General features: G+C 71.1%; 23 protein-coding genes and 1 pseudogene. 6 read left to right on the forward strand and 18 right to left on the reverse strand.

Translation table 11 applies throughout. The features are described from left to right. Window position 1: 1 nt before the first annotated feature. From DEIGR_RS11575 to DEIGR_RS11595, 6 genes and pseudogenes are all read right to left on the reverse strand, one after another. Window positions 2-565, reverse strand: a complete 564-nt coding sequence (locus DEIGR_RS11575; RefSeq protein WP_058977410.1) for a GNAT family N-acetyltransferase — start codon at window positions 563-565, stop codon at window positions 2-4. Between the two features lie 5 nt (window positions 566-570). Next, the gene (locus tag DEIGR_RS11580) at window positions 571-1,596 is read right to left on the reverse strand and encodes a 3'(2'),5'-bisphosphate nucleotidase CysQ (RefSeq protein WP_153013720.1); all 1,026 of its coding nucleotides are present in this window, start codon (window positions 1,594-1,596) and stop codon (window positions 571-573) included. A gap of 45 nt (window positions 1,597-1,641) precedes the next feature. After that, the gene (locus tag DEIGR_RS11585; RefSeq protein WP_058977418.1) at window positions 1,642-2,142 is read right to left on the reverse strand and encodes a histidine phosphatase family protein; all 501 of its coding nucleotides are present in this window, start codon (window positions 2,140-2,142) and stop codon (window positions 1,642-1,644) included. A 106-nt stretch (window positions 2,143-2,248) separates the two neighbouring features. Beyond that, a pseudogene (locus DEIGR_RS21610) lies at window positions 2,249-2,335 on the reverse strand (histidine phosphatase family protein); the annotation flags it as partial. A gap of 61 nt (window positions 2,336-2,396) precedes the next feature. After that, window positions 2,397-3,119: an endonuclease III domain-containing protein gene (locus tag DEIGR_RS11590; RefSeq protein ID WP_058977419.1), complete on the reverse strand. Its 723-nt coding sequence runs from the start codon at window positions 3,117-3,119 to the stop codon at window positions 2,397-2,399. Between the two features lie 70 nt (window positions 3,120-3,189). Next, window positions 3,190-3,942 carry a serine/threonine-protein kinase gene (locus tag DEIGR_RS11595; protein WP_058977421.1) on the reverse strand — a complete coding sequence of 251 codons (753 nt, stop codon included), beginning with the start codon at window positions 3,940-3,942 and terminating at the stop codon, window positions 3,190-3,192. A 96-nt stretch (window positions 3,943-4,038) separates the two neighbouring features. Between DEIGR_RS11595 and DEIGR_RS11600 the strand changes: the two genes are divergently transcribed. Both DEIGR_RS11600 and lepB read left to right on the forward strand, forming a co-directional pair. Further along, on the forward strand, window positions 4,039-4,854 hold the full coding sequence (locus DEIGR_RS11600) for a patatin-like phospholipase family protein (protein WP_058977423.1): 816 nt from the start codon (window positions 4,039-4,041) through the stop codon (window positions 4,852-4,854). 36 nt (window positions 4,855-4,890) lie between these two features. After that, a complete protein-coding gene (lepB, locus tag DEIGR_RS11605; RefSeq protein ID WP_058977426.1) occupies window positions 4,891-5,685 on the forward strand; it encodes a signal peptidase I in 795 nt (264 codons plus the stop codon). Between the two features lie 263 nt (window positions 5,686-5,948). On the opposite strand, the gene DEIGR_RS11610 is transcribed toward lepB, so the two are convergent. The 5 genes from DEIGR_RS11610 to DEIGR_RS11630 form a co-directional block, all read right to left on the reverse strand. Next, window positions 5,949-6,263: a DUF503 domain-containing protein gene (locus DEIGR_RS11610; protein WP_058977428.1), complete on the reverse strand. Its 315-nt coding sequence runs from the start codon at window positions 6,261-6,263 to the stop codon at window positions 5,949-5,951. A 2-nt stretch (window positions 6,264-6,265) separates the two neighbouring features. Continuing rightward, the gene (locus DEIGR_RS11615) at window positions 6,266-6,490 is read right to left on the reverse strand and encodes a heavy-metal-associated domain-containing protein (protein ID WP_058977429.1); all 225 of its coding nucleotides are present in this window, start codon (window positions 6,488-6,490) and stop codon (window positions 6,266-6,268) included. A gap of 105 nt (window positions 6,491-6,595) precedes the next feature. Further along, window positions 6,596-7,102, reverse strand: coding sequence for a DUF1999 domain-containing protein (locus tag DEIGR_RS11620; RefSeq protein WP_058977431.1), 507 nt, complete (start codon window positions 7,100-7,102; stop codon window positions 6,596-6,598). Between the two features lie 134 nt (window positions 7,103-7,236). Then, entirely contained in the window at window positions 7,237-8,127 is an 891-nt protein-coding gene (locus DEIGR_RS11625) for a ribokinase (RefSeq protein WP_058977433.1), read from the reverse strand. Between the two features lie 125 nt (window positions 8,128-8,252). Further along, the gene (locus DEIGR_RS11630) at window positions 8,253-8,828 is read right to left on the reverse strand and encodes a nucleoside deaminase (protein WP_058977441.1); all 576 of its coding nucleotides are present in this window, start codon (window positions 8,826-8,828) and stop codon (window positions 8,253-8,255) included. A gap of 346 nt (window positions 8,829-9,174) precedes the next feature. On the opposite strand from DEIGR_RS11630, the gene DEIGR_RS11635 reads away from it, so the two are divergent. Next, complete coding sequence (locus DEIGR_RS11635) at window positions 9,175-10,884, forward strand: long-chain-fatty-acid--CoA ligase (protein WP_058977443.1); 1,710 nt, start codon at window positions 9,175-9,177, stop codon at window positions 10,882-10,884. A gap of 110 nt (window positions 10,885-10,994) precedes the next feature. Here DEIGR_RS11635 and tsaD read toward each other — a convergent pair whose 3' ends face one another. From tsaD to hpf, 4 genes are all read right to left on the reverse strand, one after another. Beyond that, window positions 10,995-12,002, reverse strand: a complete 1,008-nt coding sequence (gene tsaD, locus DEIGR_RS11640) for a tRNA (adenosine(37)-N6)-threonylcarbamoyltransferase complex transferase subunit TsaD (RefSeq protein WP_058977444.1) — start codon at window positions 12,000-12,002, stop codon at window positions 10,995-10,997. A gap of 81 nt (window positions 12,003-12,083) precedes the next feature. After that, a complete protein-coding gene (locus tag DEIGR_RS11645; protein ID WP_110832430.1) occupies window positions 12,084-12,404 on the reverse strand; it encodes a hypothetical protein in 321 nt (106 codons plus the stop codon). 55 nt (window positions 12,405-12,459) lie between these two features. Continuing rightward, a complete protein-coding gene (locus DEIGR_RS11650; protein ID WP_058977448.1) occupies window positions 12,460-13,539 on the reverse strand; it encodes a butyrate kinase in 1,080 nt (359 codons plus the stop codon). 126 nt (window positions 13,540-13,665) lie between these two features. Then, entirely contained in the window at window positions 13,666-14,229 is a 564-nt protein-coding gene (gene hpf, locus DEIGR_RS11655; RefSeq protein ID WP_058978683.1) for a ribosome hibernation-promoting factor, HPF/YfiA family, read from the reverse strand. Between the two features lie 202 nt (window positions 14,230-14,431). Between hpf and DEIGR_RS11660 the strand changes: the two genes are divergently transcribed. Next, on the forward strand, window positions 14,432-15,085 hold the full coding sequence (locus tag DEIGR_RS11660) for a TetR/AcrR family transcriptional regulator (RefSeq protein WP_058977450.1): 654 nt from the start codon (window positions 14,432-14,434) through the stop codon (window positions 15,083-15,085). Between the two features lie 53 nt (window positions 15,086-15,138). Here DEIGR_RS11660 and DEIGR_RS19685 read toward each other — a convergent pair whose 3' ends face one another. From DEIGR_RS19685 to DEIGR_RS11680, 3 genes are all read right to left on the reverse strand, one after another. Beyond that, the gene (locus DEIGR_RS19685) at window positions 15,139-16,509 is read right to left on the reverse strand and encodes a 3-oxoacid CoA-transferase (RefSeq protein WP_153013722.1); all 1,371 of its coding nucleotides are present in this window, start codon (window positions 16,507-16,509) and stop codon (window positions 15,139-15,141) included. After that, window positions 16,506-17,792 (reverse strand): thiolase family protein, encoded by a 1,287-nt coding sequence (locus DEIGR_RS11675; RefSeq protein ID WP_305791240.1) that lies wholly within the window; start codon window positions 17,790-17,792, stop codon window positions 16,506-16,508. Before DEIGR_RS11675 ends, DEIGR_RS19685 begins: the two co-directional genes overlap by 4 nt. 210 nt (window positions 17,793-18,002) lie before the next feature. Next, window positions 18,003-18,218 carry a hypothetical protein gene (locus tag DEIGR_RS11680; RefSeq protein WP_046844412.1) on the reverse strand — a complete coding sequence of 72 codons (216 nt, stop codon included), beginning with the start codon at window positions 18,216-18,218 and terminating at the stop codon, window positions 18,003-18,005. A 247-nt stretch (window positions 18,219-18,465) separates the two neighbouring features. Between DEIGR_RS11680 and pgi the strand changes: the two genes are divergently transcribed. Both pgi and DEIGR_RS11690 read left to right on the forward strand, forming a co-directional pair. Continuing rightward, window positions 18,466-20,097, forward strand: coding sequence for a glucose-6-phosphate isomerase (gene pgi / locus DEIGR_RS11685; protein ID WP_058977455.1), 1,632 nt, complete (start codon window positions 18,466-18,468; stop codon window positions 20,095-20,097). A gap of 227 nt (window positions 20,098-20,324) precedes the next feature. After that, a complete protein-coding gene (locus DEIGR_RS11690) occupies window positions 20,325-22,655 on the forward strand; it encodes a hypothetical protein (RefSeq protein ID WP_058977456.1) in 2,331 nt (776 codons plus the stop codon). Window positions 22,656-23,100 lie beyond the last annotated feature (445 nt).

Consider the following 23,100-nt stretch of genomic DNA (forward strand, 5'->3'; position numbering starts at 1 on the left):
TCTATTCTGACCCGCCGGGCGGGTGCGCGGCCAGCCATTCGGGGCGGGTGAGTTCCATGTGCACGTCGGTGCGGCCCTCGCGTTCGGTGCGGTGCACCTCGCGGAACCCGCAGGCGAGGAAGGCCCGCTGGGCGCGGCGGTTGTGGCCGAAGGTGGTCAGGCGGATGCGGTTCAGGGTGGGGTCGCGGCGCGTGAACGCCCACTGCAGGAGGGCCTGCACGGCCTCGCGGCCGTAGCCCTGGCCCCACAGGCTGGGCACGCCGATCATGACGCCCAGCGTGGCGGTGGTCGGCGTGAGGGGCGGGGAGGGCCGCAGGTCGTACAGTTCGGCGCTGCCGATCAGGGTGCCGTGCTCGTCCATGACGCCGAACCCGTGGCGTTCGCCGGTGCGTTCCTCGTCCTGCATGATGCGGCGGAACAGGAAGCCGGGCAGGCGGATGGGTTTGGCGTCGTTCCAGTCGGCCAGTTCCCGGTCGCGGAAGAAGCCGTGCAGAACGCGCCACTCGTGCGGCGTGAAGTCCAGCAGGGGTTTCAGGGTGACGCGGGGCGTGAGAGCGTCTGGCATGGCGCTCAGCTCTGGAGGGTGCCCAGCGCGCGGGTCACGTCCCGCGTCAGGCGGTCGAGGTGGAAGGCGTCGCCCTCGGCCCGCTCGACCTGCCGGGTGCCGGGGTTCACGACGAGCAGGGCCAGCACCTCGCCGCTGGCATGGCGAACGTTCACGCCGGGATGGCCGTCCAGCGCGGCGCGGTCGGATTCGGGCAGCAGCGTCCAGGCGGGGTCGGCCCGGGTCAGGCCCAGGTGCGCGACGGGCAGGCGGTGCCCGCGCAGCTGCCCTTCCAGCCAGTCCAGCGCGGCGGGCGTGCCGCCGATCAGGCCCTGTTCGATGTGCGGGCGCGGCCGGTTGTAGCGGACGGGGCGGCCGTCGCGGCGGCGCAGGTCTCCTCCGGCGGCGCGCAGCAGGGCGTGCCCGGCGGCGATGTCCCACTCGCTGCGGGGGGACATGGTGAAGGTCGCGTCGACCTGCGCGGCGGCGATCCGCGCGAGTTTCAGGGCGATGCTCCCGCTGGGTTTCATGCCGCTCAGGAGCACGGCGTGCAGTTCCCGCCCGTGTTCGGTGTCGGACACGGCAATGCGCCAGTCCGGCCCACTGCCGGGCGCGGGCACCGGCTGGCCGTTCAGGGTGACGCCCTGCCCCACCACGCCGCTGAACAGTTCGTCCGTCTCCGGGGCGTACACGACGCCCAGCACCGGCTCGCCGCCCACCGCCAGACCGATGCTCACGCAGTAGTCCGGCAGGCCCGTCGAGTACTCCTTCGTACCGTCGATGGGGTCCACGATCCACACGCGGTCATGGCCCAGGCGGGCGCGGTCGTCGGTTTCCTCCTCGGACAACAGGCCGTCGGCGGGGAACGCGGCGGCCAGGGCGGTCATGATCAGGGTGGACGCCTCGCGGTCGGCGACGGTCACGGGGTCGTCGGCACTCGTCTTGTGTTCCACGGTGAACCCGGCGCGCAGGTGCGCGAGCAGCAGCGCCCCGGCCTCGCGCGCCAGCGCCGACGCGACCGAGAGTTCATGCGAGAAGGTGGGAGCGGTCATGCCCCCGAGCATAGCCCGCACGCCCCCACCGCGTTCCGGCGGCGGTCAGGCCGTGACGAGCGCCCCACCCAGGTGCCCCCCCAGATGGTCGTGCCGGTTGATCCACCCGACCCGGACAGTGTCGCCGCGCAGGTCGAAGGCGCAGGTGGCGGTGTTGTTCACGCGCAGCGTGGCGGGCAGGCTGGGCAGGTCGCTGCCCAGCAGCGCCGCGATCAGGAACTGCGCGAAGAGCTGGTGCGTGACCAGCCCCACCCGGTCGTCCGGTCCGTGGCGGGCGCGCAGGTCACCGAGCAGTCGGCGCGCCCGGTCCGCATGCACGACCGGGTCGTCCGTTTCGAACCCCCCGTCCCAGGGGGCGTCGGGGGACAGGTCGCCAGGCCAGCGGAGGTCGGGGCAGTGCGCCCGCAGGCCCGCAGGGGTCTCGCCGGGGGTGGGGCCGCGCTCGCCGTCCCACGCGCCCCAGTACAGCCCTCCGACCTCGTGCGCGTCGGGGTGGGCGTGTACCGGGAGGCCCAGCGCGCGGGCCAGGGGCGCGGCGGTCTGCACGGCGCGGACGGTCAGGCTGGCGTGCAGGTGCGTCAGCGCGAGCGGTCCTCCGGAGGTGGTCGGCCAGGGCCTGCGCCTGCCGGTGCCCCAGCGGGGTCAGGGGCGGGTCGGGGTGGCGTCCGGCCTTCGCGCCGGTCTGCTGGTACAGGAGGTTGTTCGCCGACTGCGCGTGGCGGATCAGGAGGAGCTGCACGCCGCCGAGTGTAGGGAGGTCCGGCGCGGTCGGCTTGGCGCTGTCTGCGCTGCCGGGTCTCTCAGCCCGGTCCGAGCAGCGCGGCCGAGGGACACAGGTCGGCCAGCACGCAGGCGTCGCAGCGCGGGTGGCGGCTGAGGCACACCTCGCGCCCGTGCCGGACGCCCGCGACGTGCAGGCGCAGGCGGTCCGGGGTGGTGCGGGGCACGGCGGCGTCGAACCAGCGTTCGACCCGCGCGCCCGTCCAGGCGTCCGGGACCCATTCCAGTCGCCGGGCCAGCCGGTCCAGGTTCCCCTCGACGGGCATGGCGGGACGGTGCAGGTCGAACAGGAGCATGAGTGCGGCGGTGTGGCGGCCCACGCCGGGCAGGGCTTCCAGGGTCGCGCGGGCCGCCTCGTCGGTCAGGCCGCTCAGGTGCTCCAGGGTGAGGGGGCCGTTCTCGTCCGGTCCGGCCAGGGCGGTCAGGATGCCGTGCACGCTGGCGGCCTTGCTGCGGTGCAGGCCGCCGCCGGCGCCGCGCAGGGTGTCCTCGATGCCGTCCGGGCCGTCCAGCAGCGCGGCCTCCCACTGCGGGTAGGCCTCGCGCAGCGCGCGGTACTGCCGGTCGGCGGCGGCGCGGGTGTTCTGCTGGCCCAGGATGGTGCGGATCAGGCTGCTCAGCAGGTCCGCCGGGCGGGTGCGGGGGAAGGGCAGTTCCCCGTCCGGGAGGTACTGGCCGGTCAGGCGGCGCGTGACCTCCGGCAGGGTGGCGGGCGCCGTGAACGTGGGGGCGGGGCGGGGCATCCCGGCAGGCTAGCGGGCGGGGTGGGCGGGAACCGTGCCTGGGGGCGCGATCCCGGCGGGTCCGGCGTGGTCAGTACGGCAGGCCCGCCAGCCGCAGCAGTTCGGCGCGGACGCGCGCGGCGTCGTTGGACCGCTCGGCGCGGTCGGGTCGGGTCAGGCCCAGGTACAGGGGTTGCAGCGGGTCCAGGGTGTGCGGGTGCGGGTCGTCCGGGTCGGGCAGCGAGCCGTGGATGCCCCAGCCGAGCAGGACGCCCACGCCGTACAGGTCGCTCTCGGGGCCCAGTGGTTCGCCGCGCGCCGCTTCGGGGCTCTGGAAGGCGGCGGTGCCCATGCGCAGCGGCGCGTCGAAGGTCTCGAAGGCGGGGCCGGACAGGTCGAAGTCCACCAGTTTCGCGCTGCCGTCCTCCTCGACGATGATGTTCTCGGGTTTGATGTCGCGGTGCACGAGTCCGCGCTCGTGCAGGTAGCCCAGCGCGTCGAGCAGGTGCACGAGGGTCAGCAGGAAGGCGCGGCGTTCCTGCTGCACGGCGGGCCGCTGCGCGTAGCGGCGGAACAGCACCTCGCCGCGCGCCAGGGTGCTGACCAGGGCCGGCTGGTCGTCCACGACGGTCCGTTCGATCACGCGGACCAGCCGGGGGTGGTGCAGGTCGTGCGCGTGGTCGTATTCGCGTTCGGCGTAGCCGCCCAGGTGCGCGGGGAATATCTTCACGGCGCAGGGCTGGCCGTCGCGGGCGACCGCGAAGTACACCAGGCTGTGCGAGCCGCGTCCGACCGGTCGGACCAGCCGGACGCCGTTTCCCACGACCTGTCCTGCAAGAGGCATCTCCCACAACCTACCCCACCGGCCGCCGCTGCGGGTAGCGCGCGCCACCCCCACCGACTGAACCGGGTGCAGAAGAGTCGTAGAGTGCCTTCCAGAATGACGTACGGACTGGTCCTGGGAGGTGGCGGCGCGCGCGGGCTGGCGCACGTCGGGGTGTGGCGCGTGCTGGAGGAACACGGGTTGACGCCCGGCGTGCTGGCCGGGACGAGCATGGGCGGGCTGGTCGGGGCGTTCATCGCCGCCGGGTACAGCGCCGACGAGATGGAGCGCCTGTCGCGCGGCGTGTCCTGGCGGCGCCTGCTGGACCTGCGGCCCGGTCCCGGGCTGGTCCGCCCGGGCGTGGTGAGCGCGTGGCTGGCCGATCACCTGCCCGCCACGTTCGAGGAGTTGCGCCTGCCGCTGGCGGTGACGGCCACGGACCTGCGTTCGGGCCGCGCCGTGTACCTGTCGCGCGGGAACCTGCACGACGCGCTGCGCGCCACGACCGCGTACCCGGGCGCGGTGGAACCGGTCGCGCAGGGGGACCTGCTGCTGTCCGACGGGGGGATCCTGAATCAGGTGCCGGTGGACGCCGCGCTGTTCCTGGGGGCGCGGCGGGTGCTGGCGGTGGACGTCACGGCGCCCGTCCCGCTGACCCTGACCGAGCGGCGCGGGCGGCTGTGGCGGCGCGACGCCGGTGCGGGCGGGACGCAGCCGCACCTGGGGACGGTGCAGACCCTGCGCCGCGCGGTGGAGATCATGCAGGCGCAGCTGACCGACGCCCGGGTGGGCCTGTACCGTCCGGACGTGCTGCTGCGCCCCACGCTGCGGGACGTGGACCTGCTGAACTTCAACCGGGCGGACGCCGCCATCCAGGCGGGCGTGGAGGCCGCGCAGGCGCAGCTGCCGCGACTGCTGACCCTGCCCGGCTGACCGCAGCGGCCCGGCATCCGGTATTCTGCGCGGTGCATGACAGTCCCCCAGACGCCCGCCCCGATCAAGCCCAAGCAGACCGCGCTGCAGAAACTGTGGAAGGAGATCCTGGAACCCATCGTGTTCGCGGTGGTGATCACGCAGTTCGTGGCGACGCTCGTGGGCGTGGACGGCGTGAGCATGATGCCGAACCTCCGCAACGGTGAGCGTGTGTTCGTGCCGAAGTACGAGACGTGGCTGCACAAGGCGGGCGTCGGGGACTTCAAGCGCGGCGACATCCTGATCTTCAAGCCGCCCCGCGAGGCCAGCGCGAAGATCGACAACCTGAACAAGAGCGCGTTCGGGCTGTACACCTACCGGCCGTTCCTGATCAAGCGCCTGATCGGCCTGCCGGGCGACCGGGTCAGCATCACGGCGGGTGAGGTCAGCGTGAACGGCCAGCCGCTGGATTCGACCTGGACGACCGCCTACTGGCAGGAGCAGGGCTGCTGGGACACGCAGAGCGAGGTAGCGAACAACATCACGTCCGCGAGCATCGCGGGCGGGACCGTGAACGTCGTGCCGGACCGGCAGGAGTTCACGGTGCCTGACGGGCAGTACTTCGTGATGGGGGACAACCGCACCGCGACCGGCAGTGAGGACTCGCGCATCATGGGCGCCATTCCGCGCCGGGACGTGGCGGGGCGCGCGGCGGCCGTCGTGTGGCCGATCATGCGCAAGGCGAACGTCCGGTACAACTGCCTGACGAGCAGCGTCGAGGAGTTCAGCGGGGACAACGTCCTGAACTGGCGCCTGCTGACGCCGCCCGCGGGCTTCGGACAGCTGAAGTAACCGGGCAGCTGAAGTCACACGGGTACAGAGCAGCGCGCCGGATCGGGAGTTCCCAGATCCGGCGCGCTGCCCTGTTCCCCCCGTGGAGCGGGTTATACGGGATGAAATTGACTTGCCTCCAACTTGAACACGTTCCGTTTTCCCCTCTCCCCCTGTGGGACTCATAGAGCTGCTCAGCAGAGAGGGAGGGAGGCGCGAAGCGACGGAAGGGTGAGGGGGCCACCGGGCGACTCCGAATGATGTGGAATCACTTGAATCCCGTACTACTCGTCCTCGTCGGAGCCCAGTGGGGTGATCTCGATCTGCTCGCTGGTCACGCGGTACGGGCCTTCCTTGGCGATGTAGTCGGCGGCCATGCGCAGGGTCTCCTCCACCCAGCCGTAGTCGTTGCTGAGGGTGGCGACGCCGATGACCTCCCAGTCGTGGGCGTCCAGGCCGTCCAGGCGGGCGACGGTCAGGGGGAAGCGGACCTTGAGCCGCTCGACGACGGGGCGCACCAGGGCGCGTTTCTCTTTCAGACTGGCGACCCAGGGCATCTCGACGCGGATGGTCAGGACGCCCACGTACCCCAGGGCCACGTTCAGATCATGCCGGCCAGGAAACCCTGTCGGCGGATGGCGCGCACGATGTCCATGACGGTCAGTTGCGAGGGGTCGTAGTGGACTTCCAGCTGGCCCTCGTCGGGGGTGGCTTTCACGACGCCGGGCATGGCGCTCAGGGCCTGGGCGACGGTGGTTCCGGCGTCGCGGCTCATGCCGCGCACGCCCAGCAGCACGCGGGTGGCGGTGTTGGTCATGCCTGTCATTATGCGCCCCGGGCGGGCGGGGTACCCAGTCACCGGGTCAGTGCAGCCACAGGGTCAGTGCGGCCACCGGGTCAGTGCAGTCACCCAGTCTGCTCAGTGGCCCGGTCAGTCCGTTTCGCCCAGTGGGTTCTGGTCGGCCAGTCGTTCGCCGGGCGCGGTCTGCGCGCGGGTGCCCAGGTGCGTGACGGCGTACGCGCCGGTCAGGACGGCGCTCTCGGCGGCGGCGGCGGCGCGCAGTTCGGGCGTGACGGGGTAGTGGACCTCGTACACGGCGGTGTCGTAGGCGCTTTTCACGGTGGCGTGCAGCAGCGCCTCGCTGACCCCGGTGGGCGCGTCGGGGTGGACGCTGAGGGTGCGGACGAGCACGATGGGCCGGTCGCCCTGCCAGACCGACTGCGCGAAGATGAAGCCGTGCAGGGTGCCGTCCTCCTCGGCCACGAAGGAGTGTTCGCTGCGTTCGTAGAATTTCAGGGCCGGGAGGCTGGTGTGGAGCCGCCCGGCGCGTTCCCGTTCGGCCAGCGTGTCGAAGGTGGGGGTGTGGGCGCGCTGCACGTCCAGATCGAGGGCCTGGAGGGCGTCGTAATCGTGTTCGGTGAAGGTGCGGTAGCGCATGCGCCGAGCGTAGCCCACCCCGGCAGCCAGGGCCAGGGTCAATCGGGCCGGGGTCAATCAGGCCGATTGCCCAGCCGTGGGCGGACGCCGTGAGGCGCTGGCTGGGCCCGGCTCCTCACCCTGCGGCGCTGCGGTCAGGCGGGGGTGAGGATGGCCTGCACCTCTGCCCAGTCCGGCATGGCGTCCTGCGCGCCGGGGCGGGTGCAGGCCAGCGCAGCGGCGATCCCGGCGGCCCGCAGCGCGCCGGACAGCGGGTCGCCCTGCGCGAGTCGCGCGGCGAGCACGCCGCAGAAGGTGTCCCCGGCGCCCGTGGTGTCCACGGGCTGCACGGGGTGGGCGGGCAGGCGGTGGGTGCCGCCGGGGGTGACGGTGACGCTGCCCTGCGCGCCCAGCGTGACGGTCACGGCCTGCAGGCCGCGTTCGAGGACGCTGTGGGCCTGCCGTTCGAGGTTGGTGCCCTCGGCGCGCAGCGCGGCGAGTTCGTGTTCGTTCACGATCAGGTGCGTGACGCAGCGCAGCAGGTCGGCGGGCAGGTCGCGGGTGGGGGCGGCGTTCAGCAGGACGGGAATCCCGGCGGCGTGGGCGGCCCGGGCGGCGTGCAGGGTCACCTCGGGCGGGAGTTCCTGTTGCAGCAGGAGGTGCGTGACGCCGTCCAGCCGCGCGGGCAGGTGGGTGGGGGTCAGGTGCGCGTTGGCGCCGCTGGCGACCGTGATGGCGTTCTCGCCGTGCGCGGACACGGTGATCAGCGCCAGTCCGGTGGGGGCGTCCAGGGTGTGCAGGCCGTCCAGATTCACGCCGGCCGCGTTCAGGCCGCGCAGGGCGACGTCCCGGAAGGCGTCCTGGCCGACCGCGCCGGTCAGGGCCACGTCGGCGCCGGCCCGCGCGGCGGCGACGGCCTGGTTGGCGCCCTTCCCGCCGGGGGAGGTGACGGCATCCCCGCCCAGGACGGTTTCACCCGGGGCGGGAATGCGGGGGGTCCGGACGGTGAGGTCCGCGTTGACGCTGCCGACGACGAGGACAGTCATTGGCCTATTGTGATGCCTGGACGGGCTCCGGGTGCCGTGACCCGCCGCGTGGGTGAGGCCGGTGGACCGCACCCCTCTGTGCGGCTCTGTGCGGCGGGGGCCTGCCGGGCGGGTGGTCGGGCGGGTTACGGCGTGTCGGTCCGGTCGGCGGCCTGGGTCTCCTGGGGGTAGCGGGTGCGCCACAGCTGCCAGCCCTCGTCGGGAAAGGCGCGTTTCGCTTCAGGGGCGAACAGCAGCGCGCCCTCGCGTTCCAGTTCGGGGTGGGGGGTGGGGACGACCACGGTGTCCTGCATGGCGGGGTGGTCGGTCCAGCGGATCAGGCGCCCGGAGCCGCCCCAGGCGTCGTCGGTGGCCCACACGACCCGGCCGATGCCCAGCAGGGCGCTGGCGCCGCCGCACATCAGGCAGGGTTCCAGGCTGGTGTACAGCGTCAGGGTGTGGGGGTCTTCCAGCTTGCCGACCTGGAAGTACAGGTCCATCTCGGCGTGGGCGACGCTGGCGTCCCCGACGTGCTCCGGGGTCTGGGCTTCGCCGACGCGGTTGCGGCCCCGCGCGATGATCCGGCCCTCGTGGTTCACGAGCACGGCCCCGACGGGGGAACTGCCGGCCGCCTGTCCCTCCCGGGCGAGGTCGAGGGCCGCGCGCAGGTAGGGGGCGTGGTCGAGGTCCGGGAGGCGGGGGGTGGGCCGGTCGTCGCTCATGGGTTCAGCGTGGCGGGCGGGGCGGTGGGGCCGGGTGCGGGGTGGGTGAGGGGGCCTTCATGCCCGGCGGGAGGTGTTGTTCCCCTGGCGGGCACAGCCGGTGGGCGGCAGTCCTCCGGAGGGCTGCTGGACGGCGCCCCGCGCGCGTGGCGGGGCGGTCCACCCGTCAGGCGGGCCGGGTGGTCACCCTTGAAGACACCGCGCCAATGTTTATACTTGGTTTAATTTCAGACCCGGCCCAAGAAGGCCACCCGATCGGCCGAGATCACCCGCCCCTCCCGCCCACGTGCCGCGCGGAGACCGGGAGCCGCCCCCAGGGCACCCACCCCCCACCCCGAGGAGTGACATGACGCAACCTGCCCTCCCCCAGCCCTGGCTCGCCCACTACGAAGCTGGCGTGCCCCGCACCTTCCGCCCCAGCGGCCTGACCCTCCCGCAGCTGCTCGAACGCACCGCACAGAAGTACCCGGACCGCGTGGCCCTGAGCTTCGTGGGCGCCACCACCAGCTACCGCGACCTGTGGCAGCAGGTGCAGCGCTTCGCGTCCGCCCTGCAGAAGATGGGCGTGCAACCCGGCGACCGCGTGTCCATCATGCTGCCGAACACCCCGCAGTTCGTGGTGGCCTTCTACGGCACGCTGCTCGCGGGCGCGGTCGCCGTGAACACCAGCCCGATGTACACGCCCAGCGAACTCGAGCACCAGCTGCAGGACAGCGGCAGCGAGACGCTGGTCATCTTCGACAGCTTCTACCCCCGCTACGCCGAGATCCAGGGCCGCGTGAACGTCAGGCGCGTGCTCGTGACCGGCGTGCAGGACGCCCTGAGCTTCCCCAAGAACCTGCTGTACCCCGTGAAGGCCAAACGGGAAGGCACCTGGGTGAACGTCCCGTTCGGCGAGCGGGTGCTGTCCATGCCCAAGGTCATCGCGTCGCAGACCCCCACCCCGCAACCCGTGACGGTCAGCCCGGACGACGTGGCGCTGCTGCAGTACACCGGCGGCACCACCGGCGTGCCCAAGGGCGCCATGCTCACGCACGGGAACCTGGTCGCCAACTGCGAGCAGGCGCGCTCCTGGATGACCGACCTGCGCGAGGGCCAGGAGGTCACGCTGGCCGCCATTCCGTTCTTCCACGTGTACGGCATGACGGTCGCCATGAACCTCAGCGTGCTGATCGGCGCGACCATCGTCCTGATTCCCAACCCCCGCGACCTGAACATGACCCTCAAGGCCGTGCAGCAGACCCGCGCGACCCTCTTCCCGGCCGTGCCCACGCTGTACAACGCGATCAACAACCACCCGGATACGCCCAAATTCGACCTGACCAGCATCCGCGCGTGCATCAGCGGCAGCGCGCCCCTGCTGCTCGAGACCGCCCGGAAATTCCGGGAGATCACGAACGGCGCGAACCTCGTCGAGGGGTACGGCCTGACCGAGGCCAGCCCCATCACGCACGTCAACCCCATCTACGGCGAGCAGCAGGAGGGCAGCATCGGCCTGCCCGTGCCCGGCGTGGACGCCATCGTCGCCGGGGACGACGGCCAGAGCGTCGCGCAGGGCGAGGTCGGCGAGCTGTGGGTGGCCGGGCCGCAGATCATGAAGGGCTACTGGCAGCGCCCCGACGAGACCGCCAAGACCCTCGTGCAGGCCCACGGCCGCACGTGGCTCATGACCGGCGACATGGCCACCATGGACGAGCGCGGCTACTTCCGGATCGTGGACCGCAAGAAGGACCTGATCATCGCGGGCGGGTACAACATCTACCCCCGCGAGGTCGAGGAGGCCCTGATGAGCCACCCGGCCGTGCTGGAAGCCGCCGCCGTCGGCGTGCCCGACACCTACCGCGGCGAGAGCGTGCACGCGGTCGTCGCGCTGAAGCCCGGCGCGACCGCCACGGACGCGGAGATCATCGCGCACTGCCGTGAACTCCTCAGCCCCTACAAGGTCCCCCGCAGCGTCGAATTCCGCGCGGAACTCCCCAAGACGGCCGCCATGAAGATCCTGCGCCGCCAGCTGGCCCAGGAAGCCCGCGACGCTCAGAAAGCCAAGAGCGCCTGACGCGGGGTTGTAGGCAGTGGGTTGTGGGATGTAGGAACAGAGCAGAGGCGGCCCGCTGAGGCCGCCCCTCTCTTTTCCCACTTCCTACTCCCTACAACCCACTCCCCTCTTCAGGCGTTCGCCAGGGGCGCGTACGCGGTCGCGCCGCCGTCCAGGGCACTGGCGGGGCGTCCGGCCTGGATGGCGGCAGCTCCGGCGAGGGCGATCATGGCGCCGTTGTCGGTGTTCAGGCCCTTGCCGGGGAACACGACGTGCAGGCCGGTGGCGGCGAACGCGTCGCGCAGGGCGCGGTTGGCGGCCACACCGCCGGACACGACGACCGTGCGGCGCCCGGTGGCCTGCGCGGCGCGGACGGTGGTGTTCACGAGGGTCTGCACGGCGGCCCGCTGAAAGCTCGCCGCGAGGTTCTCCGGGGTGGCGCCCGCCCGGTGCGCGAGGAGCGCCGCCGTCTTCAGGCCGCTGAAGCTGAAGTCGAAGCCGCTCTGGCCCTTCAGGGGTTCCTTGAACGGCACGGCATTCGGGTCGCCGCGCGTGGCGGCCTCGCTGATGGCCGGGCCGCCGGGGTAGCCCAGCCCGGCGAGGCGGGCGACCTTGTCGAAGGCCTCACCCGCCGCGTCGTCACGGGTCGCGCCGACCAGCACGTACTCGCCGCCCCGGGGCACGTCGAACAGGTGGGTGTGCCCGCCGCTGACGACCAGCGCGAGGAACGGGGCGCGCAGCTCGGCCTCGCTGGCCGCCGCAAAGATGTGGCCCTCCAGGTGGTGCGCGGCGTGGAAGGGCACGTTCAGCGCCTGCGCGAGGCCCTTGCCGTACATCAGGCCCACCAGCAGCGCGCCCACCAGTCCGGGCCCGGAGGTCGCGGCGACCGCGCCGATGTCGGTGACGCTCAGGCCCGCCTCGTGCAGGGCGTCTCCCATGATCTGGTCGATCCGCTCGACGTGCTCGCGGCTGGCGAGTTCCGGCATGACGCCCCCGTACTGCGCGTGCACCGCCTGCGACCACACGCGGTTCGCCAGGACCGTCACGCGGCCCTCTTCGAGTTCCACGATCCCGACGCCCGTGTCGTCGCAGGACGTGTCGATTCCCAGGATGCGCAGCGGACGGGGGCGATCAGTCATCGCCGGGGAGTGTAGCAGGGGGCAGGCGGGGCAAATGGACGCTGGCGGCAGAACGCTGGGCGGGTGAACAGGCAGGGCCGGTCAGCGCTGCTGGTCGCGTACGGCGGCCAGGGTCTCCTCGAACTCGTCGAGGAACTCGTCTTCCAGCAGGCGGTCGCGGATCAGGGCGTCCTGCTCGGTGGTGGCCTGCTCGCGCGTCCAGCGCAGCCGCGCCTGCCGCGCGCCGCTCACGTTGCCCTTCCCGGCGATGAAACGCGCGGCGTGCCGCACGGCCTGCACCGGGTCCTCGGTGGGCGCCGTGACGGACAGGTTGCGCAGGCCGCCCTGGTCGTTCACCAGCGAGCAGGTCACCTCGATGCGCGGGCCGCGCCGGGCCAGGAATACCTGGTCCACGCGCCACATGCTGGTCGCGCGGATGGGGTCCGGGGCGCGCTGGGGGGTGCGGCGGCGGGCCACGTCAGCACCCCGGCCCGGCGGGCGGCGTCCACTCGCGCAGCGCCTCCTGGCCCAGCAGGACGCGCCCGGCGCCCTCGGCCAGCGCCTCGAGTTCCAGTTCGCCGGGAATCACGAACACCGGGGCGATCCACGCGACGCGCCGCTCGATCCGGTCGATCAGTTCGTCCCAGCGGGCGATGCCGCCGGTCAGGACGATGGCGTCCGGGCGGGCGCTGAGCGCGCCGGTCTGCTCGCCGATGGCCTTGGCGGCCTGATGCACGAACGCGGCGGCGACGATGCTGACGTCCGGGTCGCCCAGGCTGCGGCCCTCCAGTTCGCGCAGGTTCGCGCTGCCGGTCAGGGCCAGGAAGCCGCTCTCGGCGGCGAGGTGATGCAGGGTCTGCTCGCCCAGCTGCGCGTGCAGGCGCAGCAGGTCCCGCGCGGGGACGGGGCCGCTCTGGCGCGCGCCCATCGGGCCGCCGTTGGCGCCGCTGCCCGTGGTGTCGATGGCGCGTCCGGCCTCGAAGGCGGTGACACTGGTCGTGGCGCCCAGGTGCGCGACGACCACGCGGGCGTCCTGGAAGCGCTTGCCGACCTCGTACGCGGCGCGGCGGGCGACGGCGCGGGCGTTCAGCGCGTGGAATTCCGCGCGGCGGTTCACGCCCCGCAGGCCCGTGGGGCGCGCCTCGGGCAGCAGTTCGTCCGCACTCTGCGGGTCCACGATGAAGGCGGGCACGCCGCGCGCCTTCGCCACGGCCAGCGCCAGCGGGCCGCCCAGGTTCGGGGGGTCCTGCCCGGCGTCGCAGGCCAGCGCGAACGCCGCGAGTTCCTCGGTCACGCGGTACGTGCCGGTCGTGACCCGCCCGATGAACCCGCCGCGCCCCACCACGGCGTCCGGCGCGGGCCAGTCGGCAGTCAGGGCCAGCACCTGCCCGGTGAGGTCGGGCAGGTCCCCGGCGGTGGGGGGGGCGTCCAGCGACAGTTCGGCGCGCGTCAGCGTCAGGCGCAGCTGTCCCGGCAGGGCGGGGTTCTCGCTGGGCTCGATCTGGGCGCAGGCGAGTTTCACGCCGCTGGTTCCGGGATTGATCACGTGGGCGATCACAACGCCGCAGCGTACCAGATCAGGCGGTGATCAGACCGGGACAGGCTGCCCGCCTCACCGGCACAGGCAGCAGCGGCGGGCGGGAGCGCCCCGTTCCCGGAGGCTCCCGCCCGTCCCGGCGTCAGGTCAGCTGGGTTCGATCAGGCCGTAGTGGCCGTCCTTGCGGCGGTACACGACCCCGCAGGCGTTCGTGCGCATGTTCATGAACACGTAGAAGTCGTGCCCCAGCGCCTCCATCTGCGCCACGGCGTCTTCGGGGCTCATGGGGCGCAGGTCGAAGCGCTTCTGCCGCACGATCTCCGGCGCGAACTCGGTCACGTCGTCCACCCCGGCGTTCACGTCGGCCTCGGCGGGGCCGGGCTCGGGCTGGGGCGTGGCATCGTGGCGGTGCTTGAGGTACCGGGTCTTGAACTTGCGCAGCTGGCGTTCCAGGACATCGCTGGCCCGGTCGATCGCGGCGTACATGTCCGAGTGGTGTTCCTCGGCGCGGATGATGCCGCTGGGGACATTGAGCTGCACCTCGACGCGGTTGCGCCGGTCGGCGTCGCGGACGTCGCGGACGGTCAGGGTCACGCGTGCATCGGTGATCTGGTCATTGAAACGATCCAGGCGCGTGAGTTTCTCCTCGACGTAATCACGCATGGCATCGGTGACTTCAACGTTACGGCCAGACAGCTTGTAGATGTGCACGGCTTTCACCTCTTCCTTTTCCCGGAGGAGTGGGTCGGGCTCCGGTGATTCACTCTAGTCGCAAGGTCATGAGCCTGTCATGCGAGCAGTTCACAGCGGCCCCCCCTTGTTTCGCGGTATGCTCCGGGGTAGAGCGCTCCCCCCAACTGCATGAAGGTGGCGGGGGCTGCCCCGCGTGAGCCGCGCGCGCTAGCATGGGGGCGTGAAGGTAGACCGGCAGGAACAGGATGACGCGCGGCGCGAACGGATTGCCCGCGCCGCCTTCGAGCTGTTCGCCCGCAGCGGCCTGGATGCCATCAGCGCGCAGGACATCGCGCAGGCGGCCTATGTGAGCCGCACGAACCTGTACCGCTACTTCCCCAGCAAGGTGCACATGCTGCTGGCGCACTTCGAGAAGGCCGTGCAGGCCAGCCGCGACGACGCCCTGGAACGCCTGCACGCCGGCGCGAACCCGCAGCAGGTGTGGGACAAGGTCACGTCCCGCATGGCCGACCTGGGCGTGCGCTACCGGCACCTGGTGGGCGCGGTGGGACAGGCGGTGCTGGGCGCCCCCCCCGAGACCGGGCGGCCCGGCGCCCCCGAGCGCGCCCCGGGCGACGGGCTGCGCACCGCGCTGACCCTGGCAGCCCTGGTGCAGCCGGTGCTGCTGGCCATGCAGGCCCAGGGCCGCCTGCGCCCCGAGGCGAACGTGCAGATGCTGAGCGTGCTGCTCGTGGACGCATTCATCCTGGCGCTGCTGCACGGCGGGCACCGCGACCAGCGCGAGGTGCTGCGCGACTGGCAGGACCGCTTCAGCCTGCTGATGTACGGCGCGCTGGCCCCCGAGAGCACCGCCCGGGGCGAACTGAAAGACTGACCCGAACGGTAGCGGGCCGCCCACAGGATCAGGGCGGCCCGCTGCCGTTCGGGTTACAGCGCTTCCGTGAACGCCGCACCCGTGCCCGCGCGCACCTCGTCCAGGGTGGCGCCGGGCATCAGTTCGGTCAGGGTGAGCGTCCCCTCCCGGAACTCGAAGACGGCCCGGTCGGTGATGATCATGCTCACCGCGCCGCGCGAGGTCAGCGGCAGCGTGCACTCGGGGACGACCTTGGGCGTGCCGTCCGGATCGGTGTGGGTCATCAGGACGATCAGTCGCCGCGCGCCGCTGGCGAGGTCCATCGCGCCGCCCACGCCCAGCAGCGGCTTGCCGGGCACCGCCCAGTTCGCCAGATTCGCCTGGGCGTCCACCTGCAGGCCGCCCATGACCGCGACGTCCACGTGCCCGCCCCGGATCATGCCGAAACTGTCGGCGCTGTCGAAGTAGCTCGCGCCGGGCAGGGCCGTGACCGGGATCTTTCCGGCGTTCACCGGGTAGTCCAGCGCGCCGCCCTGCTCGGGCGCGGGGCCGACGCCCAGCATGCCGTTCTCGGTGTGCAGGTTCACGCCGTGCTCGGGCGTGATCAGGTCCGCGACCAGCGTGGGAATCCCGATACCGAGGTTCACCACGTCCCCGCGCCGCAGTTCCGCCAGGGCGCGGCGGGCCATGTGCATGCGCGCCTCGTCCACCTTCTTGCTGCTGCCCCTGACGTCGGCGCTGCTGCCGAGTGCCTCGGCGGTCAGGGTCGCCTGCACGAGGTAGTCCACGTACAGCCCCGGCGTGTGTACCTGCTCCGGGGGAATGGTGCCCACCGGGACGATCTCCTCGACCTCCGCCACGACGAGGTCGGCGGCAGTGGCCATGGCGCGGTTGAAGTTCTGCTCCGTCAGACGGTACTGGAGGTTCCCGGCCTCATCCGCCCGCCACGCCCGCACGAAGGCCACGTCACCGCGCAGGGCGGGCACGAAGATCATCTCCCGGCCGTTCAGGACGCGCACGTCCGCGTCCCCGGCGATGACGGTCCCGGCAGCGGTGGGCGTGTAGAAGCCCCCGATGCCTGCCCCCCCGGCCCGGAGCGCCTCGGCCAGCGACCCTTGAGGGATGAGCTGCACCTCCAGACGCCCCTCCTGAGCGGCGGCCACCGCCTCGCGGTTGCTCGTGAAGAACGACCCGATGGCCTTCCTCAGCTGACCGTTCCGCAGCAGGCGCCCGCCACTCAGGCCCGCCTCGCCCACGTTGTTCGCCACGTACGTCAGGTCACGCACGTCCGTCTCGGCCAGCGCGTGCACCAGATGCACCGGATTCCCGGTCATGCCGAAGCCGCCCACCAGCAGCGTCTGGCCGGATTTCACGAGCGCAGCGGCTTCCGGCGCGGTAATGACCGGCACGTGCTTCAGGCCCATCGGGATTGCCGTCGCGGTCATGCCTCCACCCGCTCAATGATGGCGGCCTCGCCCTGCCCGACGCCCACGCACAGCGTCGCCAGTCCGTAACGGCCCTCGCGGCGCGCCAGTTCGTGGGTCAGCGCCACGATCAGCCGCGCGCCGCTCATGCCCAGCGGGTGGCCCAGCGCGATCGCGCCGCCGTTCACGTTCACGCGCTCCTGCGGCAGGTCCAGTTCGCGGATGCAGGCCAGCGCCTGCGCGGCGAAGGCCTCGTTCAGTTCGATCAGGTCCAGGTCCTGCACGCTCAGGCCGGTGCGAGAGAGCAGCTTGCGGGTGGCGGGAATCGGGCCCAGGCCCATCACGCGGGCCTCGACGCCCGCCGCCGCCGCGCCCACCCAGCGGGCCAGCGGCGTGACGCCCAGTTCGCGGGCCTTCGCGGCGCTCATCAGGACCAGCGCGGCCGCGCCGTCGTTCAGGCCGCTGGCATTCCCGGCGGTCACGCTGCCCCCCTTGCGGAAGGCGGGTTTCAGGCCCGCCAGGGTCGCCTCGTCGGTCGCGAGGGTGAAGCCGTCAGCCGCGCGGGTCACGCGGGGATGCTCATCGGTGTCGAACACGGTGACACCCTTGCGGCCCTTGACCTGCACGGGCACGATCTCGTCTTTGAAGCGTCCGGCGTTCAGGGCGTCCATCGTCTTGCGCTGACTGTCGAGCGCGAAGGCGTCCTGGTCCTCGCGGGTGATCTCGCCGCCAGCGTAGGCGCCCTCGCGGGAGCGCCCCACGATGTTCTCGGCGGTCTCCCCCATCGCCTCCAGCGGGAACAGCGCCTCCATCGCGGGGTTCGGGAAGCGCCAGCCCAGCGTGGTGTCATACGCGGTGACGTTCCCGTTCGCGAAGGCCTGCGCACCCTTGGGCATCACGAGAGGCGCGCGGGTCATGCTCTCCACGCCGCCCGCCACGTACACCTCCCCGTCGCCGTTGCGGATGGCGCGGGCCGCCGTGTTGATGGCCGACAGGCCAGAAGCGCACAGGCGGTTCACGGTCAGGCCCGCCACGCTGTCGGGCAGGCCCGCGAGCAGGGCGGCCATGCGGGCCACGTTGCGGTTGTCCTCGCCCGCTTGGTTCGCGCAGCCCAGGATCACCTCCTCGATCTGGTCGGCGGGCACGCCGCTGCGCGCGACCGCCTCACGGATGGCGTGCGCGGCGAGATCGTCGGGCCGGATGGTGGACAGGGCGCCCCGGATCGCGCCGATGGGCGTGCGGACGGCCGCGACGATCACCACGTCACGGTCGTGCAGAGAACTGACAGTAGGAAGCTGGGACACGGTGGGAAACCTCCGGGAAAGCAGGCGGGAGGGCATCCGTGGTTCAGAGGGAGGCCCGGAATGAACGCAGTTGACGCCTGCATTCAAGCGCGCCGCGCCCCCGGATGGGAAGGGCCGCCGGCCTGTCAAACGGAACGCCGCCCCTGACACCAGAGGTGCGCGGGGCGGCGTGCGGAACGCGATTGTAAAGAGGGGGGCCTGGCGGGCGCGTCAGCCCAGGCGGCTGCGGCGCAGGCGGCCCAGCAGGGCGAACACCTGCCGCTGCTCCTCGGCGTGGATGGCGCGGCGGATCGCCTCGGGCGACAGGGGTTTCAGGTCGGCGGCGCTGCTCACCACGGCGGGCGCCTCCGGTTCCTTCTGTTCCTCCAGGTAGGGGGTGCCCCAGCGGCCCCATGTCGCGTCCATGTCCCTCACCTTCCTGGTCATGCGCCCAGACTAGTCATGCAACTCACACAATTCTCTGACGGAAGCTGACGGGCCACCTCGGTCGTCCCGGCGTGCAGACCGTCCGGAACGCACCGGACTGGAGAGGCGGCAGCCCGCCAGCCACATGAGTGGCACCTGAAGATCGCCTCCCTACACACCCCGCCGCCCAGGAGGCCGGGGCCGGAGTATCCTCGCGGGCGGACAGGCTGGCGACCCACGCACGGGCGCCGGCCGAAGGGAGACGCGCATGACCATCACGCAAACGGCCGCCTGGAGCGCCCTGCTCGACCACCACCGCGCCCTGGAGGGCACCCACCTGCGGGACCTGTTCGCGCAGGACGCCGCGCGCGGCGAACGCCTGACCGCCGAGGGCGCGGGCCTGTACCTCGACTACAGCAAGAACCGCGTGACCGACGAGACCCTGACCCTGCTGCTGGACCTCGCGCGGGAGACCGGCGTGACCGCCAAGCGCGACGCCATGTTCGCGGGCGAGAAGATCAACGTCACCGAGGGCCGCGCCGTGCTGCACACCGCGCTGCGCGCCCCGGCAGGCGCGACCGTCCTGGTGGACGGCCATGACGTCGTCCCCGACGTGCACGAGGTGCTGGGCCGCATGGCGGCCTTCGCGGATCAGGTGCGCGCCGGGACGTGGCTGGGCCACACCGGCAAACCCCTGAAGAACATCGTGAACATCGGCATCGGCGGCAGCGACCTGGGCCCCGTCATGGCCTACGAGGCCCTGAAGCACTACGCGCAGCGGGACCTGACGCTGCGCTTCGTGTCGAACGTGGACGGCACCGACCTGACCGAGAAGACCCGTGACCTCGACCCGGCCGAGACGCTGGTCATCGTGTCGAGCAAGACCTTCACCACGCAGGAGACCATGGCGAACGCCCGCAGCGCCCGCACGTGGCTCCTCGCGGCGCTGGGCGACGAGTCGGCCGTCGCGCGGCACTTCGTGGCCGTGTCCACCAACGCCGAGGCCGTGCAGAAGTTCGGGATCGACACTGCCAACATGTTCGGCTTCTGGGACTGGGTGGGCGGCCGCTACTCCATGGACAGCGCCATCGGCCTGAGCCTGATGCTCGCCGTCGGCCCGGACGGGTTCCGCGAGCTGCTCGCGGGCTTCCACGCCATGGACGAGCACTTCCGCACCGCCCCGCTGGAGGGGAACCTGCCCGTCCTGCTGGGCCTGCTGGGCATCTGGTACAACAACTTCTTCGGCGCGCAGAGCCACGCCGTGCTGCCGTACGACCAGTACCTCGCGTACTTCCCCGCGTACCTGCAACAGCTCGACATGGAGAGCAACGGCAAGCACATCACCCTGGACGGCCAGACTGTGGATTACCAGACCGGCCCGGTCATCTGGGGGCAGCCCGGCACGAACGGCCAGCACGCCTTCTACCAGTTGATCCACCAGGGCACCAAACTCATCCCCTGCGACTTCATCGGCTTCTGCCAGACCCTCAACCCCCTGCCCCTGGAAGGCGGCGCCCCCCACCACGACCTCCTGATGGCCAACGTGTTCGCGCAGACCGAGGCGCTCGCCTTCGGCAAGACCCTGGATCAGGTACTGGACGAGGGCGTCCCAGCGGACCTCGCCCCGCACCGCGTGTTCGACGGGAACCGCCCCACCAACACCATCCTCGCCGACCGCCTCACGCCCCACACGCTGGGCGCGCTGATCGCGCTGTACGAGCACAAGGTCTTCGTGCAGGGCGCCGTGTGGAACATCAACTCCTTCGACCAGTGGGGCGTGGAACTCGGCAAGGTCCTCGCCGGGAAGATCGTCCCCGAACTGCACGCCCCCGCCGAGCCGGAGCTGCACCACGACAGCAGCACCAACGCCCTGATCCGCCGCTACCGCGCCCACCGCTGACCTGCACCCACCCCCACCGCCGGAGGCTCCCACCAGAGCCTCCGGCGTCCCGTCGTCCGCGCGCACCGCAGCACCCCACGGGGAAGCGTTCGGGCCTGAACGGACCCGGCCAACAGCGCCCACCCCATATCCCGCAGAGCCCACAGTTCCCAGGCCCCGCAACCTGCTATACCTGCACGCAGATCCCCCCTCAACCCCCCGTTCGAAACCCCCCACAGGAGAGGCCCGTGCGACTCACGCTGCAACCCACGCCCGAACAGGCCAGCGCCCTGAGCGACACGCGCGCCCATGTCAGCCGCCTGATGAACAGCCTCCTCGTGCAGGCCCGCCGCCAGCCCGACACCCCCACCGACGACCTCCTCAGCGCCCACCCCGACGCCCCCGCCCTCCCCCACGCCACCCGCCGCGCCGCCGCGCAGGCCGCGCAGGACGCCCGCCACAACACCAGAGGCGGCCTGAAAGGCGAAAGCTACTGGCTCGACGCCCGCAGCCTCCGCATCAACCCCGGCACCGGCCACGTCACCCTCTGGACCCTCCAGGGCCGCTGCACCATCCCCACCCGACTCGGCAACTACCAGCGCCACCTCCTCACCACCGGACGCGTCCAGGGCGGCCGCGTCACCCAGGCCAGAAACGGCGACTGGTACGTCAACGTGCAGCTCGACACCCCCGCCACCACCCCCACCACACCCAGACGCGACCCACTCGCCACCCGCATCGACCAGCTGGAACGCGAAGGGAATTTCGCCCAGATCGTCCGCCTGCTGCGTGGCCGGACCTTAACTCCCAAGCAGGACGGCCAGCTGGCCATCGCGCTGCTGGAAACGAGCGAGACGGACGCGGGGGAACTGCGGCTGCTCCGAGCGGTTGATCGTCCACAACCGGACGCACGGATCTTTCTCGGGTTCAGCATCCTGGCAGCCACCCGGAACGGTCCGGCCAATCGACTGGATTTCGCGCTGCGGGGACTTGCCGCCAGTCCGGACGACTTCACTCGCTGGTGGCTGAGCTGCTCGCAGGGGCGCGCACTGGTCGAACTTGGCCGACCTGTCGAAGGTCGAGACGTGATTGCCCGTGTCCTGGCCGAAATTCCAGTCTCGGAGATCCGCTCCCGGGCTCGAGCCCTCTACTTTGCCCAGGGGGTTTGCGCCGCCCTGGACGATTTTGAGGGTCAGGACCGCTACGCGCGCGAGGCGCTACGCCTCTTCGATCTGCTGGGCATTTTCAGCGAGGGCCTGTCGCTGCGGCTGGATCTGGCGTACCGGACGTTCTTCGAGGGCCGTCCCGACGAAGCGTTCAACATGATTGACGAAGTTTTCCGGCATGCCTCCCATCTCAACGGACCCCGTCTGGCCGCCGCTCATCTGGTCACGGGCGAGATGCTGCTGTTGAGCGAACGGTTCGACGCTGCGCTGGAGCACTTCGATCAGATGCTCGCCGTGCAGCAGAGACACGGAAGCGACCGTCTGGAAGCGCCCGCACGGGCCTTCCGTGCCGAATGCTTGTGGCGGATGGGCCAGATGGACTGGAGTGGCTTTGAGCGGCAGATTGAGGCCCTACGCCCCACCCAGGAATTCGATCATGTGACCCGCGCGTTCTACCTTGGCCTGATGGCCTTCGAGATGGAGGACCTGACCACGGCGCAGCGCGAATTCGAGAAGGTCATCAGCGGGGTGGCCCTGATGGACGGCTTTCGCCTCAGGTCCCATGCGTTCCTGGCCTACTGCCGCTGGGCACAGGGCCAGGAGCTGGCTGACGCCTCCGCTGACCTGCTGGACGTGATGAATCAGGTCGGTGGCGAACTGGCACTGGCGATTGACGCGGACCGACTGGCCTCGCTCTACAGCGCCTGTGCGGATCAGAACCTGGGGGCGGGTGCTGCCCGTCGACTGTCGCAGCGAGCCCGCCCAGTGCTGCATCTGCGCCTGCTGGGAACCTGGAAGGCCCGCATCAACGAGGAGGAAGTTCAGATCCGACTCCGGAAGGCCCGGGAGCTGCTTGCCTTTCTGGTCATGCATGGTCCCGCCACTCGGGATCAGCTGATCACGGCGCTGTGGGATGGCTCTGCCCGGCGTGAACTGGGGTCATACCTGAAGCAGGGGCTGCATGCGCTCCGGGAGGCCCTGCGGCCCTATCTCCCGGTGGGCACTGACCCGGTCCCACTCATGGGCGGTCACTACCGATTGTCAGAAAAATTGAACGTCTCGTGTGATGCGAGTCGGCTGGCCCAGAGCCTCCACTCCGTTCAAGAACCAGATGAGGTGGTGACCTCTCAGACCGGGACCTTCCTGCCGGATACCGACAGCGAGTGGGCCAGTGTCCTGCGCGACCAGCTTCAGCGCCAGTTACTCACGCTCATCATGGGTATCGGCCAGGAAAAACAGGCGACCCAGCCGGAGGAGGCCGCGCAGATTTACCTGCGAGCAACCCAGATCAACCCCACCTTTGAACCTGCATGGGACGCTGCCGCGATTGCCTACGATCAGGCCGGACTTCCGCATCTGGCACAGCAGGCCAGATTGACGCTGCGACACCTCCTGGACGAGGAATTCTCTTGATGCGAGTTGGCAAAGAGAGTGTCACGATCACACTTCATTTTTGATTATCCGTCAATTAACCGACCTGCGAGCAGACTGCATTCAGTCAAGCCGCTGTGGAGGTTGCTGAATATGAAGAGTGTTCTTGGTCGTTGCCTGATTCTCGTGTCTTTCCTGCTCACCCCGGTCAGTGCAGCACCCGACTCCCACAACACGCCTGACTGCTGCATCACTGGCCACGAGCCTGCGGCCGTTAAGACCGTCCGATAACCCTTACCTTCTTCGTCTGCGGTTTCAGAGTCGTCCGTCTTCTCCAGCGTCTTCCTGATTTCGTTTCGCTTTCGTTTTCGTTGTCTCCGTCTTCTTTTGCGTCTTCCTGCGTCTTGTGTTGACTCTGGGGGTTCCGTGCGCGCAGCCGGAACCCCCGGCCGCTTGTCGGGGCTGGTCGTGCCTGTGGGGACGTGAC

It is taken from the genome of Deinococcus grandis (assembly GCF_001485435.1).
GTDB lineage: Bacteria > Deinococcota > Deinococci > Deinococcales > Deinococcaceae > Deinococcus > Deinococcus grandis.

Excerpts from the sequence above, each read along its gene's own strand:
- DEIGR_RS11575 (WP_058977410.1), bottom strand. The coding sequence starts at position 565 with ATGCCAGACGCTCTCACGCCCCGCGTCACCCTGAAACCCCTGCTGGAC.
- DEIGR_RS11580 (WP_153013720.1), bottom strand. The coding sequence starts at position 1,596 with ATGACCGCTCCCACCTTCTCGCATGAACTCTCGGTCGCGTCGGCGCTG.
- DEIGR_RS11590 (WP_058977419.1), bottom strand. The coding sequence starts at position 3,119 with ATGCCCCGCCCCGCCCCCACGTTCACGGCGCCCGCCACCCTGCCGGAG.
- DEIGR_RS11595 (WP_058977421.1), bottom strand. The coding sequence starts at position 3,942 with ATGCCTCTTGCAGGACAGGTCGTGGGAAACGGCGTCCGGCTGGTCCGA.
- DEIGR_RS11600 (WP_058977423.1), top strand. The coding sequence starts at position 4,039 with ATGACGTACGGACTGGTCCTGGGAGGTGGCGGCGCGCGCGGGCTGGCG.
- lepB (WP_058977426.1), top strand. The coding sequence starts at position 4,891 with ATGACAGTCCCCCAGACGCCCGCCCCGATCAAGCCCAAGCAGACCGCG.
- DEIGR_RS11615 (WP_058977429.1), bottom strand. The coding sequence starts at position 6,490 with ATGACAGGCATGACCAACACCGCCACCCGCGTGCTGCTGGGCGTGCGC.
- DEIGR_RS11620 (WP_058977431.1), bottom strand. The coding sequence starts at position 7,102 with ATGCGCTACCGCACCTTCACCGAACACGATTACGACGCCCTCCAGGCC.
- DEIGR_RS11625 (WP_058977433.1), bottom strand. The coding sequence starts at position 8,127 with ATGACTGTCCTCGTCGTCGGCAGCGTCAACGCGGACCTCACCGTCCGG.
- DEIGR_RS11630 (WP_058977441.1), bottom strand. The coding sequence starts at position 8,828 with ATGAGCGACGACCGGCCCACCCCCCGCCTCCCGGACCTCGACCACGCC.
- DEIGR_RS11635 (WP_058977443.1), top strand. The coding sequence starts at position 9,175 with ATGACGCAACCTGCCCTCCCCCAGCCCTGGCTCGCCCACTACGAAGCT.
- tsaD (WP_058977444.1), bottom strand. The coding sequence starts at position 12,002 with ATGACTGATCGCCCCCGTCCGCTGCGCATCCTGGGAATCGACACGTCC.
- DEIGR_RS11645 (WP_110832430.1), bottom strand. The coding sequence starts at position 12,404 with ATGTGGCGCGTGGACCAGGTATTCCTGGCCCGGCGCGGCCCGCGCATC.
- DEIGR_RS19685 (WP_153013722.1), bottom strand. The coding sequence starts at position 16,509 with ATGACCGCGACGGCAATCCCGATGGGCCTGAAGCACGTGCCGGTCATT.
- DEIGR_RS11680 (WP_046844412.1), bottom strand. The coding sequence starts at position 18,218 with ATGACCAGGAAGGTGAGGGACATGGACGCGACATGGGGCCGCTGGGGC.
- pgi (WP_058977455.1), top strand. The coding sequence starts at position 18,466 with ATGACCATCACGCAAACGGCCGCCTGGAGCGCCCTGCTCGACCACCAC.